Genomic DNA, 19,738 nt, shown 5'->3' on the forward strand with positions numbered 1-19,738 from the left:
AATAAAACGCGCGCTTCGTCCATTCGGTTCATCGCCGCAAAATGCCAGATTTGCCGCCGGAGAACAGCGCCGGGACGGCGCATAAGGGAGGAAGCCGAATGTCGAATACTGTGCAAGGGAACCTGTCATGTGACGTGTTGGTGATCGGATCGGGTGCCGGCGGCATGTCGACGGCAATCACCGCCGCCAAGCACGGACTCAAGGTCGTCATCGTCGAAAAGGAACCGGTCTTCGGCGGCACCACCGCCTTTTCCGGCGGGGTTCTCTGGATACCCGGCAACCGCCACTGCGGCGGCGAAGACAGCCGCGAAGATGCGATCGAATACATGCAGCACGAGACCGGCAATTTCTACCGGGCGGAAATGATCGAGGCGTTTCTGGATGCCGGGCCGGAGATGCTGAATTTCTTCGAGGCGGAAACCGCAGTGAAATTCATCCCCACCCTCTATCCCGATTACCATCCCGACATGCCCGGCGGCGTCGATGTGGGCCGTTCGGTGCTGGCGGCGCCGTTCGACACCTCGGAACTGCGTGGTGATATCAAGCGCCTGCGGCCGCCGCTTTCGACCATCACCTTCATGGGGATGATGTTCAATTCGTCCAATGCCGACATCAAGCACTTCTTCAACGCCACCAAATCGCTGACCTCCTTTGCCTATGTCGGCAAGAGGCTCGTCGGCCATTTCCTCGAGGTCAGCCGCTATGGCCGCGGCACCAAGGTCACCTCGGGCAATGCGCTCGCCGCGCGCCTCGCGAAAAGCTGTTTCGACCTCGGCATCCCGATCTACACCGACACCCCCGCCACCGAACTGATGTTCGAAAACGGCAATGTGCACGGCGCGGTGGTTCGAAGCGGCCAGACAACCGCCCGCATCACCGCCAGCAAGGGCGTGGTACTGGCGGCCGGGGGATTTGCCCATGACCTGGAGAAGATCAAGGCGGCCTATCCTCACCTGCGCCGCGGCGGCGAACATTTCTCGCCGGTGCCCGAGGGAAATACCGGCGACGGGATCGACCTTGGCGTCGCCGTGGGCGGCAAGTTCGACATGCATTTCCCCAGCACCTCGGCCTGGATGCCGGTGTCAAAGGTCCCGGTGGGCGGCGGCAAGTTCAAGGCCTTCCCGCATCTGCTGGACCGCTACAAACCCGGCATCATCGCGGTGCTGAAGAACGGCAAGCGCTTCACCAACGAAAGCGCGAGCTATCACGATGTGGGCGCGGCGCTGATCGCCGCCTGCGAGGACGAGACGGAAACCGCCTGCTGGCTGATCGCAGACCGGCCTACCATACGCAAATATGGCCTTGGCTTCGCCAAACCGGCACCGGTGCCGCTGCGTAAATACCTGGCCAATGGCTATCTGCAATCGGGCCGGACCCTGGCCGACCTGGCGCGGAAATGCGGGATTGATCCGGCGTCCTTCGAGACCACGATTGCCGAATACAATGCCCATGCACGCAGGGGCGATGACCCGGAATTTCACCGCGGCGCGACCGCGTTCAACCGCTATCTGGCCGACCCCGACCATCAGCCGAACCCCTGCGTCGGCCCGGTCGAGCAAGGCCCGTTCTACGCGCTCAAGGTGATCATGGGGGACCTGGGCACCTTCGACGGGCTGCAGACGACGGTGCAGGGCCAGGTGCTGAACGAAAACGACGATCCCATTCCGGGGCTGTTCGCGGTCGGCAACGACCGCGCCTCGATCATGGGCGGGAATTATCCCGGTGCGGGCATCACGCTCGGCCCCGCGATGACCTTTGGCTATATCACCGGCCGCCATCTGGCCGGCGTGAACTGAGGGCGCGCGATGGACTGGCTTGGACTGAAAGACAAGGTTGTCGTCGTCACCGGCGGTTCGGGCGGGATCGGCCGGGCCTGCCTTGCGGCCTTTCACGGCGCGGGCGCGCGGGTGGTGTCGCTGGATTACGCCGCGAAGAATGCCGAGGCCGCGGCGGCGGCGATCGACCCCGGCGGCGCGCGGGCGATGGGATTGGGCTGCGATGTCAGCAGCGAAAGCAGCGTCGCACTTGCGGCGCAAGCAGTGGCGGACACGTGGGGCGGCGCCGACATCCTGGTGAACAATGCGGGCATCCTGCGCCCCGGCCCGCTTGCCGACCTGCCGCTTGCGGACTGGGACAGGATGCTGCAGGTCAATCTCAGCGGGTGTCTGCTGACGGCGCAGGCCTTCGGCAGGCAGATTGCCGCGAAAGGGACCGGCAGCCTGGTGCATGTCGCCTCGATCTCGGCCAGCCAGCCGCAGCCGTTTTCGGGCGCCTACAGCCCCGGCAAGGCGGGGCTGACGATGCTTTCGCGGCAGCTTGCCTATGAATGGGGACCGAAGGGAATTCGCTCGAATGTCGTAAGCCCGGGCCTTGTGCTGACGCCGCTATCGGAAGCGTTCTATGCCGACGAAACGGTCAAGGCGGCGCGCGAAGCGCTGGTCCCCATGGGCCGGATTGGCCACGCGGAAGACATGGCCGACGCCGCGCTTTTCCTGGCCAGCCCCCGCGCCGGTTATGTCAACGGGCAGGAAATCGTGGTGGATGGCGGGTTGTCGCAGACGCTGATGGGATCGGTGCCCAGACCCGGCTACCAGGCGCGATAGCCCCGGCAATCCCCAGGCCGGAGAGACCAGCGCTCACCGACGGCCAACTAAATGCGTTGCGCATCATGGGTGTGGCCGACATAGTGAACGCAAAGGGGGCGCGCCGCGCGCGTCCCCCGCAGCGGCGCCCTGGGGAGGATCAGACAGATGCACGACCATCCGCACCATGACAACGAACTGGACGAGATGACCGCCCGGGCGCGTGCGCTTGAAACGATCCTTGTCGAAAAGGGGCTGATCGATCCCGCCGCCGTCGATACCATCATCGACACCTACGAACACAAGGTCGGGCCGCGCAACGGCGCCGCCGTCGTCGCCCGAGCCTGGAGCGAACCCGATTTCGCCGACTGGCTGCGGCGGGACGCGACCGAAGCCATTGCCTCGATGGGTTTCGTCGGGCGGCAGGGCGAACACATGCAGGCCCTGTTCAACACGCCCGAGGACCACAACCTCGTCGTCTGCACCCTGTGTTCGTGCTATCCGTGGCCGGTGCTGGGCCTGCCGCCCACCTGGTACAAGGCGCCCGCCTACCGGTCGCGCGCCGTGCGCGACCCGCGCGCGGTTCTCGCGGAATTCGGGGTGGACCTGCCCGAAACCACCCGCATCAACGTCTGGGATTCCACCGCTGAAATCCGCTACCTCGTCATTCCCGAACGCCCCGAGGGGACCGAGGGGATGGATGCGGCTGCGCTGGCGGACCTGGTGACCCGCGACAGCATGATCGGTTGTGGCCAGCCACACCGCCCCGCAACGTCATGAACGGCCCGCAGGATATCGGCGGGCGGCACGGCTTCGGCGCGGTGCAGCCCGAGGACGAGACCACCCGGTTCCACGCGGACTGGGAAAAGCGGGTTCTCGGGGTCACCCTTGCCTCCGCCTCGCTGGGCTATTGGAATATCGACGCTTCCCGCCATGCGCGCGAAAGCCTGCCCCCGGCGGTCTATTACAATGCCAGCTATTACGAAATCTGGCTGCGCGCGCTGGAAAACCTGCTGGAAGCGGCGGGCGAAATCAGCCGCGACGAGCTGAGCGAGGGACATGCGCAACGCCCGGGCCGGCGCGCCGACCGCCGCCTGCCCGCAGGGTCCGTCGCGGGCGTTCTGGCCAAGGGCGGCCCCGCCGACCGGCCCGGGCCCGATCCGGTCTTCGCCGTCGGCGATCGTGTCCGCACCCGCAACCATCAACCCGCCGGTCATACCCGCCTGCCCGGATATGCGCGCAGCCATTGCGGCATCGTCACCGCGATCCATGGCTGCCATGTCTATCCCGACAGCAACGGGCATTTCGAGGGCGAAGATCCCCGCCCGCTCTACACCGTGCGGTTCGACGCCGTGGAACTGTACGGCGCAGACGCCGACCCGACGCTCACCGTCAGCATCGAAGCCTGGGAGCCCTATCTTGAACGCGCCTGACGCCCCTTTCGAAGAACCCTGGCAAGCACAGCTTTTCGCCTTCACCGTCGCGCTGAACGAGGCGGGGCATTTCACCTGGTCGGAATGGACCGCCGTGTTCGGCCCCCGGGTTCAGGGGGCGGAGGCGGATGTCTATTGGAACATCTGGTTCGAGGCGCTGGTCGAGATGCTGGAAACCGCCGGCATCGCCAGAGCAGACGAGGTGCAGGCCCTGACCGAGCGCTGGCAGGCCGCCGCGCGCGCCACGCCGCACGGGATGCCGATCCTGCTGTCAGCCGCGCCCTGATCCCTGCAACAGCCGGTAGCCGCCGCTGAGGGCCCCGCCCGCCCCCGCGAGCGTTGCCATGTGCCAGGCCAGCGCCAGGTTGCTGCTGATCACCGGCAGGCCCAGTTCGTCCTCAAGCCCCTCGATGATGCCCAGCGTGCGCAGGTTGGTGCAGGACAGGAACACCGCGTCGATCCCACCCCCGTCAGCGACCGCGCGGGCGGCGGCAGCGATGGACAGCGGGTCGATGCGGGCGACGTTTGCCTCGACCTCTTCGCCAAAGCTGATCGCCCGGGGCACCTCGACCCCCGCCGCCTCGAACGCCTTTCGCATATCCGCCGCGATTGTCGCCGAATAGGGCGACACCAGCCCGATGCGGCGCGCGCCGACATGGCGCAGCGCCGCCTGCGTGGCGGTGAGCGGATTGCAGACCCGTTCGGTTCGGCAGCCCTGGCGGACCAGCCCCTCCACCCTGTCCACCCCGATCAGCGTGGTGCCCGAGGTGCAGGCGTAACCCACCGCGCCGAACCGGGCGGCGGGCGGCAGCAGCGCCGCCGCATCCGGCAGGTCGTGTTCCATCCGCGCGATGGTGTCCGGCGTAAGGTCTGCCCCCGACGGGATGCGGGTTACGTAGAGCGCCACCTCCTGCCCCGGCAGCAACCGGCGGAAATCCTGCTCTATCGTTTCGTCCACCTGCAGCACGATCAGGCCCAGCGTGGCGGCACGGCCCTCGGCCTCGCTCAGGTCATAGGGGAAATCCGTCATAGCGCGATCACCGGCAGCTCGGCGGGGGCGCGACGCGACAGCAATTCGGGGCCGTCCGCGCGCAGCACGATGTTTTCCTCATGCACCATGATCCGCCCCGGCGCCAGAACCACCGCCGGTTCCAGCGTCAACACCATGCCCTCGCGCAGCACGCTCAGATCCTTGGTCGTAAAGGACGGCCATTCGGTCAGCGTCACGCCTAGCCCGTGGCCCAATCGCCCGCCGCCCGGGATCGCGCCCTGCCCCGCGATGGCGGTGGACAGGATGCGATGGGCGTCGCAGGCCCGCATTCCGGGGCGCAGCTGCGCCAGCGCCGCCTCGGTCGCGTGGTGCAGCACCGCATGGCCGTGGCGGGCGTCGTCGCTGGGCGTGCCGATGGCGAAATTGCGGTCGAAATCGCAGAAATAGCCATCCTTCACCGCACCGGTATCCAGCATCAGGATATCGCCTTCGCGCAGCGCCACCGGGGCGGCGGGAGAAATCACGTCGCCATAGCCGCCCTGCCCGGCCCCGCCTGCGGTATAGCTGACCCAATCGGCCCCTTCCGCCAGCAGCGCCATCTGGAATTGCCGGAACACCCGGTCCAGCGCCGGGCCCTCGCGCACGATATCCGGCACCTTGTCGAAGGCCGCGTCGGCAATGGCGCAGATGGTGCGAATGCGGTCGATCTCGGCCTCGGACTTGACCTCGCGCACCCTGTGCACGACCTCGGTGGCATCGATAAACCGGCGCGGCGCGATCCGCCCTGTGACGCGGGCGTAATCGCCCAGCGGCATCCGCAGGCTGGTTTCCAACCCCATCGGCACGCCGATGCAGCCGGTTCCCGGCACCGTTTCGCACAGAACCTCGCTCAGCAGCCCGACCCCGTCGTCGATCGGATCGGGCGCGTCCCAGGTGCGGATATCGCTGATCCAGCTGCGCGCCATCAGGTCCTGACCGATGGACGGGATCACCGCGATGGGATCGCCATGGGCGGGCACCACCACGAACCAGGGCCGCGCCGGGCTTTCCCAGAACCGGGTCAGGAAACCGGTGGCATAGAAGATATCGGCCTGGGCGGTCAGCAGCAAAGCATCGCAGCCGTGCAGCGCCATTTCGGATTGCAACGCCGCGATGCGCCGGGCGTATTCGCCGGCGGGGAAGGCAAGCGAGCGTTCAGCCATCTTCCGGCCCCTCGCTGAGGATCGCCGGCATACCCGCGCCGTTCCCCGGTCCCGGATTTGGATTGTCGTACCCGATTGGCATCGCATCCCCCCGTTTGCCGCCGTTTCCCCAAGCAAAGACCACAAGCCCCCCGCAAAGCAAGCCCTGTCACCCAAGGCGCCGTCGCCGGTCCCTGCCCGGTCCCGGCTCCGCCCGATCACCGCGCATCTTGCACCCTGCGCGGCGATTGCCGAAAGTGGCGCCGAACAAAGCCCTGCAACCGAACCGAGGCCCAGATGACCCAAGACAGCCATTCCACCCACGACGCCGAAGCCGATCCGCGCAACGACGACATCAAGATCTATGTCAACGGCGATATCGTGCCCAAGGACCAGGCGGTGGTGTCGGTCTACGATTCCGGCTTCATGCTGGGCGACGGGATGTGGGAAGGCATGCGGCTTTACGACGGGGAATGGGCGTTTTTCGACGATCACATGGATCGGCTGTTCAATTCCTGCAAGGCGGTGTCGCTGGACATCGGGCTGGGGCGCGAAGACATCCGCGACCTCCTCGACCGCACGGCGGCGGCGAACGGCATGGTCACCGATGCCCATTGCCGGCTGATGATCACCCGCGGGCGCAAGGCGAAACCGTTCCAGCACCCCGCCCTGTCGAAATGGGGGCCGACCGTGGTCGCCATCGTGGAACATTCCAAACCCGCGACCAGCCTGCAGGATCGCGGTATTCGCCTTGCCACCGTGCCGCAGGTGCGCGGTCTGCCCAATAGCCAGGACCCGAAATTCAACAGCCATTCGAAACTGAACTGCGTCATCGCCTGCCTGCAGGCGGAACAGGCGGGGGCCGACGAGGGGCTGATGCTGGACCCGCATGGCTTCGTGAACACCACCAATGCCTGCAACTTCTTCATCGTGCGCGGCGGTGAGGTTTGGACCTCGACCGGGGATTACTGCATGAACGGGGTGACACGGCAGAAGGTGATCGACCTGTGCCGCGCCAACGGCATCCCGGTCCATGAGAAGAACTATTCGCTTTACGAGGCCTATGGCGCCGACGAGGCGTTCCTGACCGGCACCTTCGGGGCGCAGACCCCGGTGGCCGAGATCGACGGCAAACCGATCGGCAGCGGCGGCGCGGGGCCGATGACCCAGCGGCTCCGGGCGCTGTACAAGGACCTGGTGGCGCAGAACGTGATCGAACAGCACACCGCGCGGGGCTGAGCCCCCCCCCGCGCCGGCCTGCGTCAGGCCAGCAGGTCGTAGACCTGTTCCCCGTTCAGGTAGATATTGATTTCCTCCTGTGCGGCCCCGTCCACCAGGGCCCACAGGATATGCCCGGTGGGCCGGTAAATCACGAAGGCCTCTTCGACACCGGCTACGCCCGCGCCCGGCGTTTCGACGAAGTTGACCTGGAACTGGCTGGGCAGAGTGCCCTGCAACCCGAATTGCAGCAGGTCGCCATCGGCCGCGCTGTAATCCTGCACCCAGTCGCCCGCGTGACCATCCAGATCGCGGCCGTCGACGAAGAACGTGTCGGCCCCCGCCCCGCCGTTCAGACGGTCGCGCCCGAAACCGCCATTGACGAAATCGTCGCCGTCGCCGCCGAACAGCACATCGCCCCAGGCCTGAGCGGTCAGCAGGTCGTTGCCGCTGCCGCCGATCACCGTGTCGGCGCCATAGCTGCCGTTGAGCGTATCGTTGCCGTCGTCGCCGCGCAGCAGGTCGTTGCCATAGCCGCCATCGGCGCTGTCATCGCCGCCGCCGCCATAGACCACATCGTGCAGATCCGCTTCGCTGTCGCCGCCGCCGAAGGTGTCGTTGCCGTCGCCGCCGATCAGAATGTCGGCCCCGTCACCGGCGCTCAGCACATCGTCGCCGCCTTCGCCGATCAGCGTGTCGGCCCCGTCGCCACCCAGCAGGGTATCGTTGCCCAGCCCGCCGTCGAGCCAGTCCGCCCCGGCAAAGGCATAGACGAATTCGTCGTCTTCCGTGCCGGTGAAACTGTCCGCCTCGTCGGTGCCGTGATAATAGGCCTGGGTTTCGAACAGGCTCATGTAGAACGCGGCGTATTGATAATTGGATCCGTAATGGTCTTCGTAGCTTTCACGCTCCACCAGCAGGAACGCCAAGGAACCGCCATCCAGACCGTCGGCATCGCTGGTGAAGCCGGAGGAATAAGGCTCGGTGATCTGCACCGCGACGCCGGCTTCCGGCTCATCCCCGGAAACGACACTGCCCCAATAGGTGCGGTCTATGCCCCAATTTTCGTCCTCATAATAATATTCGCTGATCACAACGATTTCACCGGTCTCGAGCTCCACCAGGTCATGGTTGCGCAGCTCTGCCTCGACCCCCGGATCGACCTCGATCAGGTCGCTGCGGGCCGTTCCGTCTGCGCCGTAGAGCTGGAGATAGATCACATCCTCATCGGCCCATGAAACGGCAAATCCCCCGTCTTGCAGCGCCACCAGTTCGGGAACGAAGCTGCCGGGATTGACCGCCAGATCGATCACGCTGGCCTGCCACTGCGCGTCCAGCAACAACACCTGCCTGGTGTCGTCCGGCGCGCGCACGGCGACGATCATTCCGCCCTGTGCGAGCGGGGCGTAGCTCAGGATCTCGCTGCCCTCGAATTCCACGGTATCGCCAATTTCCGCACCGTTCAGGTCATAGGCCTGGATCGCGAAGGCGCCGGATTCCAGCCGCCACAACACGGCAAGGTTTTCGCCATCCCAGTTCAGCAGGCTCATCCTCGTCGCAAAGGGATTTTCAGCAAGAGACGCCTGGACGACCGCCGGAAGCGCGAAGGTAAAGCTGTCACCGGCAGCTGCGCCGTCTGCGTCGAAAATGCGCCCGTGGAAGGACGACGGCACCCTGTCCCAGCTGTCGTCACCCTCCGATTCCGTCCAAGAGATCAGAAACGATCCGTTTTCCAGGAACGCCAGATCGGGGGAAGTCGGCCAATCCGCGCTTTCCGGATCGGCCCTGAACAGTACGCTCTCGAGGATTCCGTTTTCGTCCAACACATAGAAATAGATGCGATAATCACTTTCCGGCGGCGGGGTAAAATAGTCAAAGGCGGGATAAGTATCGAAATAGACAACCGCCCCACCCTCCGGACGCGCGGAAATCTCGGCGACGTAGGTTGTCGCATTGTCAACGACGGAACTGAGCGTGATGTCCGCCGTGAGCGAAAGTTGCAGGCGTTGGGTAAACATGTGTCTGTTCCAAATTGGCAGCAAATGATCTTCAATACCCCAGATCATGCCACAAAATCCGCGCCCGCGACATTCCGGCCCTGCAGCGCCAACCGGACCGAACGGCGCGCCGCGCGGGAACTGACCCGGTCAGCCGCCCCGCGCCATCACCACGAGCCCCGCAACGATCAGCACGATCCCGGCAAGCCGTGACGGGTTGACCGGTTCGTTGAAGACGAAAATGCCCGACAGCACGATCATCACGAAGCTCATGGCGACGAAGGGGTAGGCCAGCGACAGGTCGAGCTGGCGCAGGGCAAACAGCCAAAGCACCGCGCCGAACCCATAAAGCGTCAGCCCCAGCAGCACGAAGGGCGACATCAGCAGGCCCAGCACTTTCGCCAAGATCCCGGTGATGTCGGCAAGCGGCACCCGCATCACCCCGTGTTTGAACGCGGTTTGCGCCAGCGCCGAAAGGGTCACGCTGGTGAAGACAAGGGCGAAACTGCTCAGGTTCATGGCAGCATCCAATCCAGGTTGATAGCATATGCGGCAAGGACGATCCCCACGAGGATCAGCCCGCAGAACCGGCTGATCCGGTCCTTGATGGCGAACACCACCGGATCGTCGCCGATCTGATCGCGGTTGGCCCACATCCAGCTGCGATAGGTCCAGAACATCATCACCGGCAGCATCAGCCATAGCACGCCCGGCGACTGGTAGCGGCCCTGGGCCTGTTCGTTGCTGATATATTCGGCCATGGTCATCAGCGACAGGGCGGCGTTGGCGATGCCGAAGATCTGCACCACGATCACGTCGCCGGTATAGTAATTGCGCGACGGCAGGCGGCCCTCGGATTTGGCCCGGCTCAGTTCGATATAGCGCTTCATGTAGGCCAGGCTGAGGAAGAAGAAGAGCGAGAAGGTCAAGATCCACGGGCTGGGCACCACCTGGATCGCCGCCGCCCCGGCGACGATCCGCAAGGTGTAGAGCAGCGACAGCACCACCACGTCGATGGTGGAATAGACCTTCAGCCACAGCGAATAGGCCTGCGTCAGCCCGAGATAAAGCAGCAGCACCAGCCCGAATTGCCAGCCGACCGTGCCGAACCCGACCGCCAGCCCCGCCAGCATCAGGATCAGCGCCGCCGCGACACCAGGTTTCGGAGTCAATTCGCCCGCCGCGAAGGGGCGTTTGCATTTGCTGGCATGGCTGCGATCGGCCTCGACATCGAGCATGTCATTGATCAGGTACACCGCCGAGGCGCAGGCCGAAAACGCCACGAAGGCCAGCGCCGCGCGGGTTACGCTGAGCGCGTCGAAATACATGTGGGCAAAGAACAGCGGCACGAAGACCAGGATGTTCTTGACCCATTGATGCGGCCGCATCGCCCGGAAAAGCGCCCGCCAGAACGACGCCGGATCGCCCGGCATCAGCGTCGCCGTCCCGTCCGCCGCCAGATCGCGCGCACCGGGAGGGATGGCGGCGAAGCCGCGCAGGCGCGCTTCGTGCCAGATCGGCAGATCGGCGCTTGAATCGCCCAGGTATTCGAAACCGCCCGGCCCCGCCGCATCGCGGATCGCGGCCAGCTTGGTGGCGCCTTTCATGTTGTGCCCTGGCTCGGTGGCGATCACGTCGTCGAACAGCCCGGTGTGATCGGCCACCGCGCGGGCGACCTTGCTGTCGGCGGCGGTGGCCAGGAACACCCGCCGCCCGGCCCCGCGCGCCTTTTCCACATAGTCCAGAACGTCCGGGTTATAGGGCAAGATGTCGGCGTGGAATTCCATGTGATCGGACAGCGCCCGCTTCATACCGCTGACGCCGGTCGACGCGCCCCCCGACGCAACCGCCCACAGCGCGGCGGGCGATTTGAACGCCCGCACCAGCAATTCCTGCGCCACATCGGTGCGGACCAGCGTGCCGTCCATATCCACGAAAAGCGGAATATCGGCACGTTCGGAATGAGGATTAACACTATCCGGCATGGCGGCCCATTATTTCCAACACCTGCAATTTAATCGCCAAAAAAGACCCGAAATCCAGAAATTCAGTTTCAAAACGACAGTTTTCTTTGCCCGCAACGCCCTAGCAGGCTACCCAATGAGGTATATTCCACGCAACGCTCGACTTTTTAACCACGATTTCGATGAATAGTTTCGGCAAAACTGCGGCCATATTGTGCGTTATTTTATTCACTGCGGCATTTGTGCTGCGGCTGATCGGCGTCGACTATGGCTATTTCCACGGCGACGAACGGGTCAACGAGGCGGCCAAGGTGCTGACCGGGCAGATCATCCCGGGTCAGCTTTTCTATCCTCCCTTCTTCAATTACCTGAACGCGGTGGCCTTCGGCGCGTTGTTCGTTTTCGGGCTGATGAGAGATTGGTGGGACGGCGCGGCGGATTTCCGGGCGCAGTATTTCAACGACCCGACCGTGTTTTACATCACCGCCCGCATGGTCACCGCCGCGATCAGCGCCCTGATGGCGCCGCTGTTTTTCCTAATCGCGCGCCGGCTGCAGCTGGACCTGGCGCGCGCCACACTGATCGCGCTGCTGGCGCTGCTGTTTCCGCTGGCCGTCTTCATGGCCCATATCGCCAAGGGCGATACCGGTCTGGCCACCGGGATGATCGCCTGTTTCTGGGCGCTGCTGGCGCGTCTGCAAACCGGCCGGCCGCTGCGATGGGATATCGTTCTGGGGCTTTGCGTGGCGCTGACGCTCAGCTTCAAGCAATCCGCGATTTTCGTGCTGTTCCCCCTCGCCATCGGGCTTTTCGTCCTGCTGGCCCGCGCCGAGGGCATGAAGGGCGCGGTGCTCTCGCTGCTGCGCGCCATCCTGGTGATCGCGGTGCTGTGGCCGGCGCTCAATATCGGCCTGATCCTCGATTTCGGCAATTTCCTCGACTACCAGCGGATACAGGCGGTGATGTCGGTGCAGCCCGGTGAGGGCGGCCCGCTTGCCGGACTGCCCGTCCTGGCCGCACGGGCGGCGGAGGTGATTTTCGGGCTCAACCCGGTGATGGCGGCGATTACGCTACTGACCCCGGTGCTTTTGCTGCGGCCCGGATGCGGATTGCCGCAGAAAGGCGCGCTTTGGGTGATCTGGCTGTCGCTGGCGATCGGCACGGTGGCGACCGCCATCCTGACCGGTCCGCGCCAGCCCGAACACCTGTGGATCGCCAATTTCGCCGGTTTCCTGCTGCTGGGCGGGCTGGTGTTGGCCGATCTGAGCCGGGCAAGTCAAACGATCCCCCGCGCCGCGGGCAGAGTGATCCTGGCTGCGGCGCTGGCCTTTTCCGTCCTGGGCACCGGCGAGGTGCTGAAACAGGCCCGCGCCGAAACGATCCAGCAGGCGGTGGGCAATTACATCCGCGATCATTTCGCCGACCGGAAAATCGTCACCTCGATGCCGCTGACCCTGCCGCAAGAAAAAGCCGCGCAGCAGATCGAACTGCAACGCACCGCGCGGCTGGCGCGCAAATACCGGGTAGAGCTGCCGCAGATGGCCGAGGAACGGCTGATCCGCCAATCCGCCCCCGACGCGATTCACTACATCAACATGCCGGGCGTGATGTTCGGGCTGGAAAGCGTGGATGAAAACGACCAGGACTACGAGGTCAAAGCCCATGCTTGGCCGCTGCAGCACGAAGAATGGCAGCTCGACTATTGGCTGTCGCGCGGGTTCAGCATCTTCGTGGTGCGCGACTTTGACTATTACGCGCATGAGGCAGAACCGCAGATTCGGCGGCAGTTTTTCCAGACGCTGGAATCGGCCTGCGCCGCGGGGCCGCGTTTCCCACCCAGCAAGCCGCTGTTCCTGGAACGCGAGGTGCGGGTGTTCGACTGCGCGGCACAGCAATAGCGGCGCAACGCCGCCCCCACATTCGGGGCCATCAACCGTCTATCGATTTTGGGGTGATGGTACCGCCTCCCCGGCTTGAACGGGGGACCTCTGGATCCACAATCCAGCGCTCTAACCAACTGAGCTAAGGCGGCACTGTTCGGGCGATTTAGCCTTCCTGACCGGGGATTGCAAGCCCGTTAAAGCGCAATTTCCCAGCTTTGTTCGACAAGATCGGTTCCGAAGCTGTGCACCGGCTCGGACCGGGTCAGTGTCCAGCCGTTGCGGGCGTAAAGCGCGCAGGCGGCGGCGTGGCTTTCATGGGTCCAAAGCACCATGCGCCGGTATCCCTTTGCGCGCGCATAGTCCATGCAGGCAGACAGCAGGCGCTGGCCCAGCCCCATTCCCCTTGCTGCCGGCACCAGCAGGAACAGGCGCAGCTTGGCGGTCTCGTCGTCCTGGCGGACGCAGAACACGCTGCCCAGCCGCTGGCCGTCCTGTTCGGCGATCCAGGCCCGTTCACAGGCCGGATCGTGGTTGCGGATGTAATTGGCCAGAATCTCGGCCACCAGGGCTTCGAAGCTTTCGTCGAATCCTTCATCACGGGCATAAAGCACCGCGTGCTGTTCGATCAGCCAGCCCGCATCGCCAATTTGCAAATCGCGCAAGATCACGTCACTCATGCCGGCAGCAAACCCCTCTGCGGCTTGCAATGCAAGGGCGAAAGCGCTAGCTGAACCCTGTCAAAGGAGAGCCGGACCATGGGCATCAACACCGAACGCGATATCGAAGCCAACCTGCAGATCGGGCCGACCGATCAGGGCATGGTGCGACTGTTCATCGAAGGCCAGGGGATCGAGATCCCGATGGATTTCGACCCCGAGGAAGCCGAGGAAATCGCCGAGGAAATCCGCGCCGCCGCCCAGGCCGCCCGCGCCGTCAAGCGCTAAGCCCTTGGGTCGCGCAGCGCCTGCAGCCGCCGCGCGGCGTGGGTGGCGAATTTGTGGGTCAGAACCTTGCGCCGGGGCGCGGCAAGTTTTGCCTCCGCCCCCATGCGGATGATTTCGCCGCCATAGGCGTCGGCGATCATCAGCCCGGTCCCGTCCGGCAGCAGATCGGTGGGGAAATCCGCATCCACCGCCCAGAAATAGCGGTCGCACCAATCCAGATAGCCCTGCCATTTATTGTCCGACTGGAAATCGGCGCGGCTGGATTTGCACTCGAACACCCAAATCTCGCCCTTGGGGCCCAGCCCAATCACATCCACCCGCAGCCCGCGCGCGGGCACGAATTCCTCGACCGAGACGAAGCCGTAACTGCCGAGCGCCCGCGCCACGCCGCGCGCCAGAAGCTGGCCGGGCTGCATCGTGTCGGGCGGGATTTGGGCGTGGGAGTCCATGGCCGATATCATGAACATATCGTGAACAAATGCAAGCCCGGAGGGGGCTTCGCCTGAACGGCGAAGCGGATGGGGGCGCTGCCCCCGTCGCCGCGAGCGGCGACTCCCCCGGGATATTTATGAACAGAAGAAGCCGGGGGAGCGTTTCGCGTGGCCGTCAGTGGCGGGTGGGGGATTTTTCCGCCGGCTCCCCCGACGGCTTGGCGGCGCCGGGGTGCCAGTCGATGTGGTAGACCCGGTTGAAGTGGTCTTCCAGGTAGGAGCCGAGCGCCTCGAAGGTGCTGGAGAGCTTGGTGAATTCTTCCTGTCCCAGCACCAGCGCCGTGCCGTCGGTCAGGGCGCGCACCGTGCCGAAGCGGGTGGATTCGCCCATGATCATCCTCTCGCCGAAATGGCCGCCGGGGCCGACTTCGCGGGTCACGGTTTCGCCGGTGGTTTCGTCCTGGTAGCTGACTTCGAACCTGCCGCTGACGACGGTATAGAACCCGTCCGAGCGGTTGCCCTTCTCGAATACCGGGTCGCCGGCGGCGTAATGGACATAGCGCGCGCCTTCCTTTTCGGGGGCCCGCAGCGCCACCACGGAACGCGGCCGGATGCTGTCGAGCAGCCAGTTCAGGAACACCCGCAGCTTGGTGTCGAAGCCGGGCATGAAGCTGAGGTAATACATCCGCCAGAGCAGCCATGCGGGGTAGCCGGAAACCTTGATCCCGAAGACTTCCGCCACGCCCCGCCGCGCGCCCAGAGAGGCGAGCGCGCCACGGCTTTTGTACTTGAACGGCTTGAGCGGTTTGCCCTGCACGGCGGCTTGGATGTTCTGCGCGATCTGGCTGGCTTCTCGCACCGCGAACTGGGCGGTGGGCGGGGCGAAATCGTCGCGTTCCTTGGCGTCGTCCTTCAGCGGGATCAGCGCGCAATCGCCCAGAGACCAGACGTTTTCGCGCCCCTTTGCCTGCATTGTGCGGTCGACCGCGACGCGGCCATGGGTCAGTTCCAGGTCCATATCGAGAATGACCGGCGACGGCGCGTTGCCGATCGTCGCGACGATGGTCCGGGTCGGGATGACTTCGCCGGTAGAGGTGACCAGGCGGCGGCCGGTGACCGAGGCGACGCCGGTGTTGAACATCACCTCGACGCCGCGCTTTTCAAGCTGCTTGACCGCGTAGGCGGCAAGGCTTTCGGGCAGTTCGTTCAGGGCGCGCGGGGCGAATTCCACCGCGATGACACGGATTTCGGACGGGTCGATATTGGGGTAGTATTTCAGCGACCGGTCGATCAGTTCCTTCATCTCGCCGATGCATTCGATGCCGGAAAAGCCAGCGCCCACCACCACGAAGGTCAGCGCCTCGCGCTTGACCTCGGGCAGGAAGGTCACGTCGGCATGTTCGAGTCGTTCGATGATATGGGCGCGCATCCGGCGCGCGTCTTCCAGCGTCTTCATCTTCAGCGCATGGTCTTCCAGACCCGGCACCCGGCTGAGGTCGATGCGCGATCCCATGGCGATCACCAGGTGGTCGTATTCGATTTCGGTCGGGCGGCGCTGCACGCCCTGGAAGACGGTGACGACCTGGCGGTCGAAATCGACGGAATGGATCGTGGCCTTGCGCAGCCGCACGCCAGCCAGCAATTCGCGCAGCGAGGTGACCGCGTGCATGCTGGTGATCGCGCCCGCCGCGACTTCGGGCAGCAAGGGCTGGAAGACGAAATAGTTTTCTTCGCTGATCAGCTGGATCTCGGCCTCGTCGCCGAACCGTTTGCGCAGCTCGCGCGCTGCGTAGAGGCCGCCGAAGCCGCCGCCCAAGACAAGGAGTTTCTGTGCCACGCGTAATTTCCTTTTGTGACCCCGATCCCCCCGTTTGCGCCTGCAATACCCCCGGCGGCGGAAAATGTCACGCTCGAATTGATATTTTTAGCTGCAATTTCAGACACTTAGACGTATGCAACGGTATGCAAACCGATTTAATCCTTTATCGTCAATCTGATGCGCGGCGCGGATGAGAGCTGCGACATTTTCCCTTTTAAGCCGTATCGGGGTCGGCAAACGGGGGCTTGGCGGGTTTTTACCGCCGCCCTGCCCCGCCCCCTTGTCGCGGAGCGCGGGAGGAACTAAATAGGGCCCTGGCGGGTTCTGCTCTTCTCGTTATTCGGTTGCATTCCGGTGGCCTTAAGCAATTCCGAGGGAGCTGGCTCTGTTCAGGTCCTGGCCTGATTACCTGGCGCCCACCTGTATATACAGGTCCTCGGGAATGAGATAACCCCACGGTCGCTGCGGGCCCGCCACTTTTCACAAAACTTCGATGCAATATGGGGCTTTTGTACCGGGTTTCGGTACGGATCGCCCTGCCCCCAGACATGAAAAAACCGGCCGCGGACCCGGGCCGGTTTTCGGAATTCGCAGCGGCTGAGAAATCAGCGGCGGGTCAGGCTGTTCTTGGCCTTGGCCTCTTCCCGGACGGGGACCATGCGGGTCATGTCGACGCGGATCGGGGCACGCTTGCCGCCATTGCCGTCGTCGTCGTCCTTCATCCGCATCACCGCGATGGCGAATTGCACCCCGGCAAAGACGATGCCGTTGGCGAACCACAGCACGAAGACCGCCAGCAACCCGCTGCTGGAATGGGTCACCAGGTGCCACAGGTTGGCGATGTCGAAGTACAGCAGCATCGCCACGAAGGCCGCCGCGATCCCATAGCCGATCAACACATTGACGATATACATGCGGATGAGTTTCGGCATTTCGACATCTCCTCTAGTCACCCTACAAAGATATCCCTTTGTCCGGATGATGCAAGGCGCCTGCGCATATTGGGCCGGGGTTTGGCGCAATTAAGCCGTTTTGCCGCAGATTTCGGCGTTCAGAACGCTTCGGGCCTGGCTTCGCGCGCCATGTGGTCGAGCACCGCGTTGACGAATCTCGGCTCTTTCCCTTCGGGGAAAAACGCCTGCGCCACCGCCACGAATTCGGTGATCACCACCTTGGGCGGGGTATCCGTTTGCGTCAATTCGGCCCCGGCGGCGCGGAACAGCGCCCGCAGCGTCGGGTCGATCCGCGCGATCGGCCATTTGGCGACCAGCGCCCGGTCGGTCATCTGGTCGATCTTGGCCTGCCAGTTCACCGCCTCGCGCATCAGCTGGCGGAACAGGTCTGCATCGCCCTCGATCATTTCGTCGCCGTCGTAAACCGCGCCGAAGCGATGATCGAGGAATTCGACCATGACCTGATCCACGGTCTGGCCCGACTGTTCCATCTGGAACAGCGCCTGCACCGCGTACAGCCGCGCGGCCGATTTCATCTTGCGCTTCTGGTTACCGGAAAGCGATTTATCGTCGGGGGCGGAGGTCATGCGGTCGAGTTGTCCTTGAATTGGCCTGCCAGCTTGTATTCCTCGGCATCGGGCACGAATCCCACGCCGTTGCGCTGACCGCCCCACTTACGGGCCAAAGCGACAAGATGCAAGGCCGCCGCCGCCGCGCCGCCGCCCTTGTTCTGATCGGCCGGATCGGCGCGGACCTCGGCTTGGGGCCGGTTTTCCACCGTCAGGATACCGTTGCCGATGCACAGGCCCTGCAGGCCCAAGAGCTGCAGCGCGCGGGAACTGTCGTTGCAGACGGTGTCGTAATGGGTGGTTTCGCCGCGGATGACGCAGCCCAGGGCGACATAGCCGTCGAAATTGCTCATCCGTTCGGCCAGGCCGATGGCGGTGGGCACTTCCAGCGCGCCGGGCACCTCGACGAGGTCCCAGGTGCCGCCAGCGGCCTCGATCTCGGCCTTGGCGCCGGCGATCAGGTTGTCGGCGATATCCTTGTAATAGGGCGCCACGACGATCAGGATCTTCACCGGCTTGTCGAAGGATGCGCGCGGCAGGATGTAATGGGATTCATGTCCGGCCATATCAGGACTCCTTCAGGATCGGGCGGGTGCCGGTGATGGTCAGGCCGAAGGCGTCGAGCCCGACATATTTGGTCTTGGGCGAGTCGGTCAGTAGGATCAGTTCGCTCAGCCCCAGCTTGTTGAGGATCTGCGCGCCAAGCCCGGTCTGCTTGATGGTCCGGGGGCCTTCTTCCTCGGTGGCGTAGAGCGCGTTGCGCGGCTGCCGGAACAGGCAGACGACGCCGCGCCCTTCGGCGGCGATGAGTTCCATCGCGCGCGGCAATTGGCGCGCCGATTTCGGCCCCAGCCCCAAAACGTCGGTGGCTTCGTGCAGCGCATGGGTGCGGGTCAAAACCGGGTCCGGGGTGGTGATGTCGCCCTTGATCATCACCACATGTTCGACGCCGTGGGTCTGATCGGTGAAGATGCGCAATTCCCAGTCGCCGCCGAATTCCGAGGTCACGGTGGTGCAGGAGGTTTCCACCACCAGGTTGTCGTTGCGGGCACGATAGGCGATCAGGTCGCTGATGGTGCCGATCTTCAGCCCGTGTTCGCGTGCGAATTCCACCAGGTCGGGCAGCCGCGCCATGGTGCCGTCGGGCTTCATGATCTCGCAGATCACCGCCGAGGGGTTCAGCCCCGCCAGACGCGAAATATCGACCGAAGCCTCGGTATGACCCGCCCGCACCAGGACGCCGCCGCGCTTGGCGCGCAGCGGGAAGACGTGGCCGGGGGTGGCCAGCGCCGCCATGGTGTTCTGTTCGTTGATCGCGGTGGCGATGGTCAGCGCCCGGTCGCCCGCCGAAATGCCGGTCGACACGCCTTCGCGCGCCTCGATCGACACGGTGAAGGCGGTTTCATGCCGTGAGGAATTGTTCACCGCCATCATCGGCAGGCCCAGCCGGTCGATCCGTTCGGCGGTCATCGGCAGGCAGATCAGCCCGCGGCCATGGGTGGCCATGAAGTTCACCGCGTCGGCGTCGGCGAATTCGGCGGCGATGATCAGATCGCCCTCGTTTTCGCGGTCTTCGTGATCGACGAGGATATACATCCGGCCCTGTCGGGCTTCCTCGATGATCTCCTCGATCGGGCTGATCGCGTCGCGCAGTTCGGCCTCGACGGGACCGGGTGTTTCAAAGGCGGAGCTTTCGGGCATGGGGGACCCCCTGTCAGGTTTCCCCCCGCAGATAGCCCAGCCACGCCGCGAAGGCCAGAGCCAACGCGGCGT

20 protein-coding genes, 1 tRNA gene and 1 other RNA gene are annotated in these 19,738 nt (G+C 64.5%); 9 read left to right on the top strand and 13 right to left on the bottom strand.

The window, feature by feature from the left end:
* Positions 1-98 precede the first annotated feature (98 nt).
* The 5 genes from GR167_RS13925 to GR167_RS13945 all read left to right on the top strand — a co-directional run bounded on the left by GR167_RS13925 (position 99) and on the right by GR167_RS13945 (position 4,301).
* Positions 99-1,796, top strand: a complete 1,698-nt coding sequence (locus GR167_RS13925; protein WP_160974326.1) for an FAD-dependent oxidoreductase — start codon at positions 99-101, stop codon at positions 1,794-1,796.
* 9 nt (positions 1,797-1,805) lie between these two features.
* Positions 1,806-2,603, top strand: coding sequence for an SDR family NAD(P)-dependent oxidoreductase (locus GR167_RS13930; protein WP_160974327.1), 798 nt, complete (start codon positions 1,806-1,808; stop codon positions 2,601-2,603).
* Positions 2,604-2,750: 147 nt separating this feature from the next.
* Entirely contained in the window at positions 2,751-3,362 is a 612-nt protein-coding gene (gene nthA / locus GR167_RS13935; RefSeq protein WP_160974328.1) for a nitrile hydratase subunit alpha, read from the top strand.
* Positions 3,359-4,015, top strand: coding sequence for a nitrile hydratase subunit beta (nthB, locus tag GR167_RS13940; RefSeq protein ID WP_160974329.1), 657 nt, complete (start codon positions 3,359-3,361; stop codon positions 4,013-4,015). Before nthA ends, nthB begins: the two co-directional genes overlap by 4 nt.
* Positions 4,002-4,301: a nitrile hydratase accessory protein gene (locus GR167_RS13945; RefSeq protein ID WP_212769980.1), complete on the top strand. Its 300-nt coding sequence runs from the start codon at positions 4,002-4,004 to the stop codon at positions 4,299-4,301. Before nthB ends, GR167_RS13945 begins: the two co-directional genes overlap by 14 nt.
* Here the strand turns inward: GR167_RS13945 and GR167_RS13950 are convergent.
* Positions 4,287-5,045: a maleate cis-trans isomerase family protein gene (locus tag GR167_RS13950; RefSeq protein WP_160974330.1), complete on the bottom strand. Its 759-nt coding sequence runs from the start codon at positions 5,043-5,045 to the stop codon at positions 4,287-4,289. The two genes, GR167_RS13945 and GR167_RS13950, sit on opposite strands and share 15 nt — an antisense overlap.
* Positions 5,042-6,208, bottom strand: coding sequence for a M24 family metallopeptidase (locus GR167_RS13955; protein ID WP_160974331.1), 1,167 nt, complete (start codon positions 6,206-6,208; stop codon positions 5,042-5,044). The genes GR167_RS13950 and GR167_RS13955 overlap by 4 nt, the downstream gene beginning before the upstream one ends.
* 276 nt (positions 6,209-6,484) lie before the next feature.
* On the opposite strand from GR167_RS13955, the gene GR167_RS13960 reads away from it, so the two are divergent.
* Positions 6,485-7,426, top strand: a complete 942-nt coding sequence (locus GR167_RS13960) for an aminotransferase class IV (protein ID WP_160974332.1) — start codon at positions 6,485-6,487, stop codon at positions 7,424-7,426.
* A gap of 23 nt (positions 7,427-7,449) precedes the next feature.
* On the opposite strand, the gene GR167_RS13965 is transcribed toward GR167_RS13960, so the two are convergent.
* From GR167_RS13965 to GR167_RS13975, 3 genes are all read right to left on the bottom strand, one after another.
* Positions 7,450-9,423, bottom strand: coding sequence for a calcium-binding protein (locus GR167_RS13965; protein ID WP_160974333.1), 1,974 nt, complete (start codon positions 9,421-9,423; stop codon positions 7,450-7,452).
* Positions 9,424-9,552: 129 nt separating this feature from the next.
* Positions 9,553-9,921: an EamA family transporter gene (locus tag GR167_RS13970; RefSeq protein ID WP_160974334.1), complete on the bottom strand. Its 369-nt coding sequence runs from the start codon at positions 9,919-9,921 to the stop codon at positions 9,553-9,555.
* Entirely contained in the window at positions 9,918-11,387 is a 1,470-nt protein-coding gene (locus GR167_RS13975) for a UbiA family prenyltransferase (protein WP_160974335.1), read from the bottom strand. Before GR167_RS13975 ends, GR167_RS13970 begins: the two co-directional genes overlap by 4 nt.
* Before the next feature lie 221 nt (positions 11,388-11,608).
* On the opposite strand from GR167_RS13975, the gene GR167_RS13980 reads away from it, so the two are divergent.
* Complete coding sequence (locus tag GR167_RS13980) at positions 11,609-13,264, top strand: ArnT family glycosyltransferase (RefSeq protein WP_160974336.1); 1,656 nt, start codon at positions 11,609-11,611, stop codon at positions 13,262-13,264.
* Between the two features lie 57 nt (positions 13,265-13,321).
* Here GR167_RS13980 and GR167_RS13985 read toward each other — a convergent pair.
* Both GR167_RS13985 and GR167_RS13990 read right to left on the bottom strand, forming a co-directional pair.
* A tRNA-His gene (locus GR167_RS13985) sits at positions 13,322-13,398 on the bottom strand.
* Positions 13,399-13,443: 45 nt separating this feature from the next.
* Positions 13,444-13,926 (bottom strand): GNAT family N-acetyltransferase, encoded by a 483-nt coding sequence (locus tag GR167_RS13990; RefSeq protein WP_160974337.1) that lies wholly within the window; start codon positions 13,924-13,926, stop codon positions 13,444-13,446.
* Positions 13,927-14,004: 78 nt separating this feature from the next.
* On the opposite strand from GR167_RS13990, the gene GR167_RS13995 reads away from it, so the two are divergent.
* Positions 14,005-14,193 (top strand): DUF6324 family protein, encoded by a 189-nt coding sequence (locus tag GR167_RS13995; RefSeq protein WP_160974338.1) that lies wholly within the window; start codon positions 14,005-14,007, stop codon positions 14,191-14,193.
* Here GR167_RS13995 and GR167_RS14000 read toward each other — a convergent pair.
* Together GR167_RS14000 and GR167_RS14005 are read right to left on the bottom strand one after the other, a co-directional pair.
* Complete coding sequence (locus GR167_RS14000) at positions 14,190-14,642, bottom strand: MmcB family DNA repair protein (RefSeq protein WP_235915973.1); 453 nt, start codon at positions 14,640-14,642, stop codon at positions 14,190-14,192. The two genes, GR167_RS13995 and GR167_RS14000, sit on opposite strands and share 4 nt — an antisense overlap.
* A 157-nt stretch (positions 14,643-14,799) precedes the next feature.
* Positions 14,800-16,461: an FAD-dependent oxidoreductase gene (locus tag GR167_RS14005; protein WP_160974339.1), complete on the bottom strand. Its 1,662-nt coding sequence runs from the start codon at positions 16,459-16,461 to the stop codon at positions 14,800-14,802.
* Positions 16,462-16,761: 300 nt separating this feature from the next.
* On the opposite strand from GR167_RS14005, the gene ssrS reads away from it, so the two are divergent.
* Positions 16,762-16,918, top strand: a non-coding RNA gene (gene ssrS / locus GR167_RS20430) — 6S RNA.
* Positions 16,919-17,048: 130 nt separating this feature from the next.
* Here the strand turns inward: ssrS and GR167_RS14010 are convergent.
* From GR167_RS14010 to ribB, 4 genes are all read right to left on the bottom strand, one after another.
* Positions 17,049-17,375 carry a hypothetical protein gene (locus tag GR167_RS14010; RefSeq protein ID WP_160974340.1) on the bottom strand — a complete coding sequence of 109 codons (327 nt, stop codon included), beginning with the start codon at positions 17,373-17,375 and terminating at the stop codon, positions 17,049-17,051.
* A gap of 119 nt (positions 17,376-17,494) precedes the next feature.
* On the bottom strand, positions 17,495-17,983 hold the full coding sequence (gene nusB, locus GR167_RS14015) for a transcription antitermination factor NusB (protein WP_160974341.1): 489 nt from the start codon (positions 17,981-17,983) through the stop codon (positions 17,495-17,497).
* A complete protein-coding gene (locus GR167_RS14020) occupies positions 17,980-18,531 on the bottom strand; it encodes a 6,7-dimethyl-8-ribityllumazine synthase (RefSeq protein ID WP_160974342.1) in 552 nt (183 codons plus the stop codon). Before GR167_RS14020 ends, nusB begins: the two co-directional genes overlap by 4 nt.
* Before the next feature lies 1 nt (position 18,532).
* Positions 18,533-19,666: a 3,4-dihydroxy-2-butanone-4-phosphate synthase gene (ribB, locus tag GR167_RS14025; RefSeq protein ID WP_160974343.1), complete on the bottom strand. Its 1,134-nt coding sequence runs from the start codon at positions 19,664-19,666 to the stop codon at positions 18,533-18,535.
* Positions 19,667-19,738: the final 72 nt, after the last annotated feature.

Origin of the sequence: Thalassovita mangrovi (genome assembly GCF_009857745.1) — a bacterium.
GTDB lineage: Bacteria > Pseudomonadota > Alphaproteobacteria > Rhodobacterales > Rhodobacteraceae > Thalassobius > Thalassobius mangrovi.

Excerpts from the sequence above, each read along its gene's own strand:
- GR167_RS13955 (WP_160974331.1), bottom strand. The coding sequence starts at position 6,208 with ATGGCTGAACGCTCGCTTGCCTTCCCCGCCGGCGAATACGCCCGGCGC.
- GR167_RS13930 (WP_160974327.1), top strand. The coding sequence starts at position 1,806 with ATGGACTGGCTTGGACTGAAAGACAAGGTTGTCGTCGTCACCGGCGGT.
- nusB (WP_160974341.1), bottom strand. The coding sequence starts at position 17,983 with ATGACCTCCGCCCCCGACGATAAATCGCTTTCCGGTAACCAGAAGCGC.
- GR167_RS13950 (WP_160974330.1), bottom strand. The coding sequence starts at position 5,045 with ATGACGGATTTCCCCTATGACCTGAGCGAGGCCGAGGGCCGTGCCGCC.
- GR167_RS13965 (WP_160974333.1), bottom strand. The coding sequence starts at position 9,423 with ATGTTTACCCAACGCCTGCAACTTTCGCTCACGGCGGACATCACGCTC.
- GR167_RS13995 (WP_160974338.1), top strand. The coding sequence starts at position 14,005 with ATGGGCATCAACACCGAACGCGATATCGAAGCCAACCTGCAGATCGGG.
- GR167_RS13975 (WP_160974335.1), bottom strand. The coding sequence starts at position 11,387 with ATGCCGGATAGTGTTAATCCTCATTCCGAACGTGCCGATATTCCGCTT.
- GR167_RS14010 (WP_160974340.1), bottom strand. The coding sequence starts at position 17,375 with ATGCCGAAACTCATCCGCATGTATATCGTCAATGTGTTGATCGGCTAT.
- GR167_RS13970 (WP_160974334.1), bottom strand. The coding sequence starts at position 9,921 with ATGAACCTGAGCAGTTTCGCCCTTGTCTTCACCAGCGTGACCCTTTCG.
- GR167_RS13960 (WP_160974332.1), top strand. The coding sequence starts at position 6,485 with ATGACCCAAGACAGCCATTCCACCCACGACGCCGAAGCCGATCCGCGC.
- GR167_RS14000 (WP_235915973.1), bottom strand. The coding sequence starts at position 14,642 with ATGGACTCCCACGCCCAAATCCCGCCCGACACGATGCAGCCCGGCCAG.
- GR167_RS13925 (WP_160974326.1), top strand. The coding sequence starts at position 99 with ATGTCGAATACTGTGCAAGGGAACCTGTCATGTGACGTGTTGGTGATC.
- nthA (WP_160974328.1), top strand. The coding sequence starts at position 2,751 with ATGCACGACCATCCGCACCATGACAACGAACTGGACGAGATGACCGCC.
- ribB (WP_160974343.1), bottom strand. The coding sequence starts at position 19,666 with ATGCCCGAAAGCTCCGCCTTTGAAACACCCGGTCCCGTCGAGGCCGAA.
- GR167_RS14020 (WP_160974342.1), bottom strand. The coding sequence starts at position 18,531 with ATGGCCGGACATGAATCCCATTACATCCTGCCGCGCGCATCCTTCGAC.
- nthB (WP_160974329.1), top strand. The coding sequence starts at position 3,359 with ATGAACGGCCCGCAGGATATCGGCGGGCGGCACGGCTTCGGCGCGGTG.
- GR167_RS13990 (WP_160974337.1), bottom strand. The coding sequence starts at position 13,926 with ATGAGTGACGTGATCTTGCGCGATTTGCAAATTGGCGATGCGGGCTGG.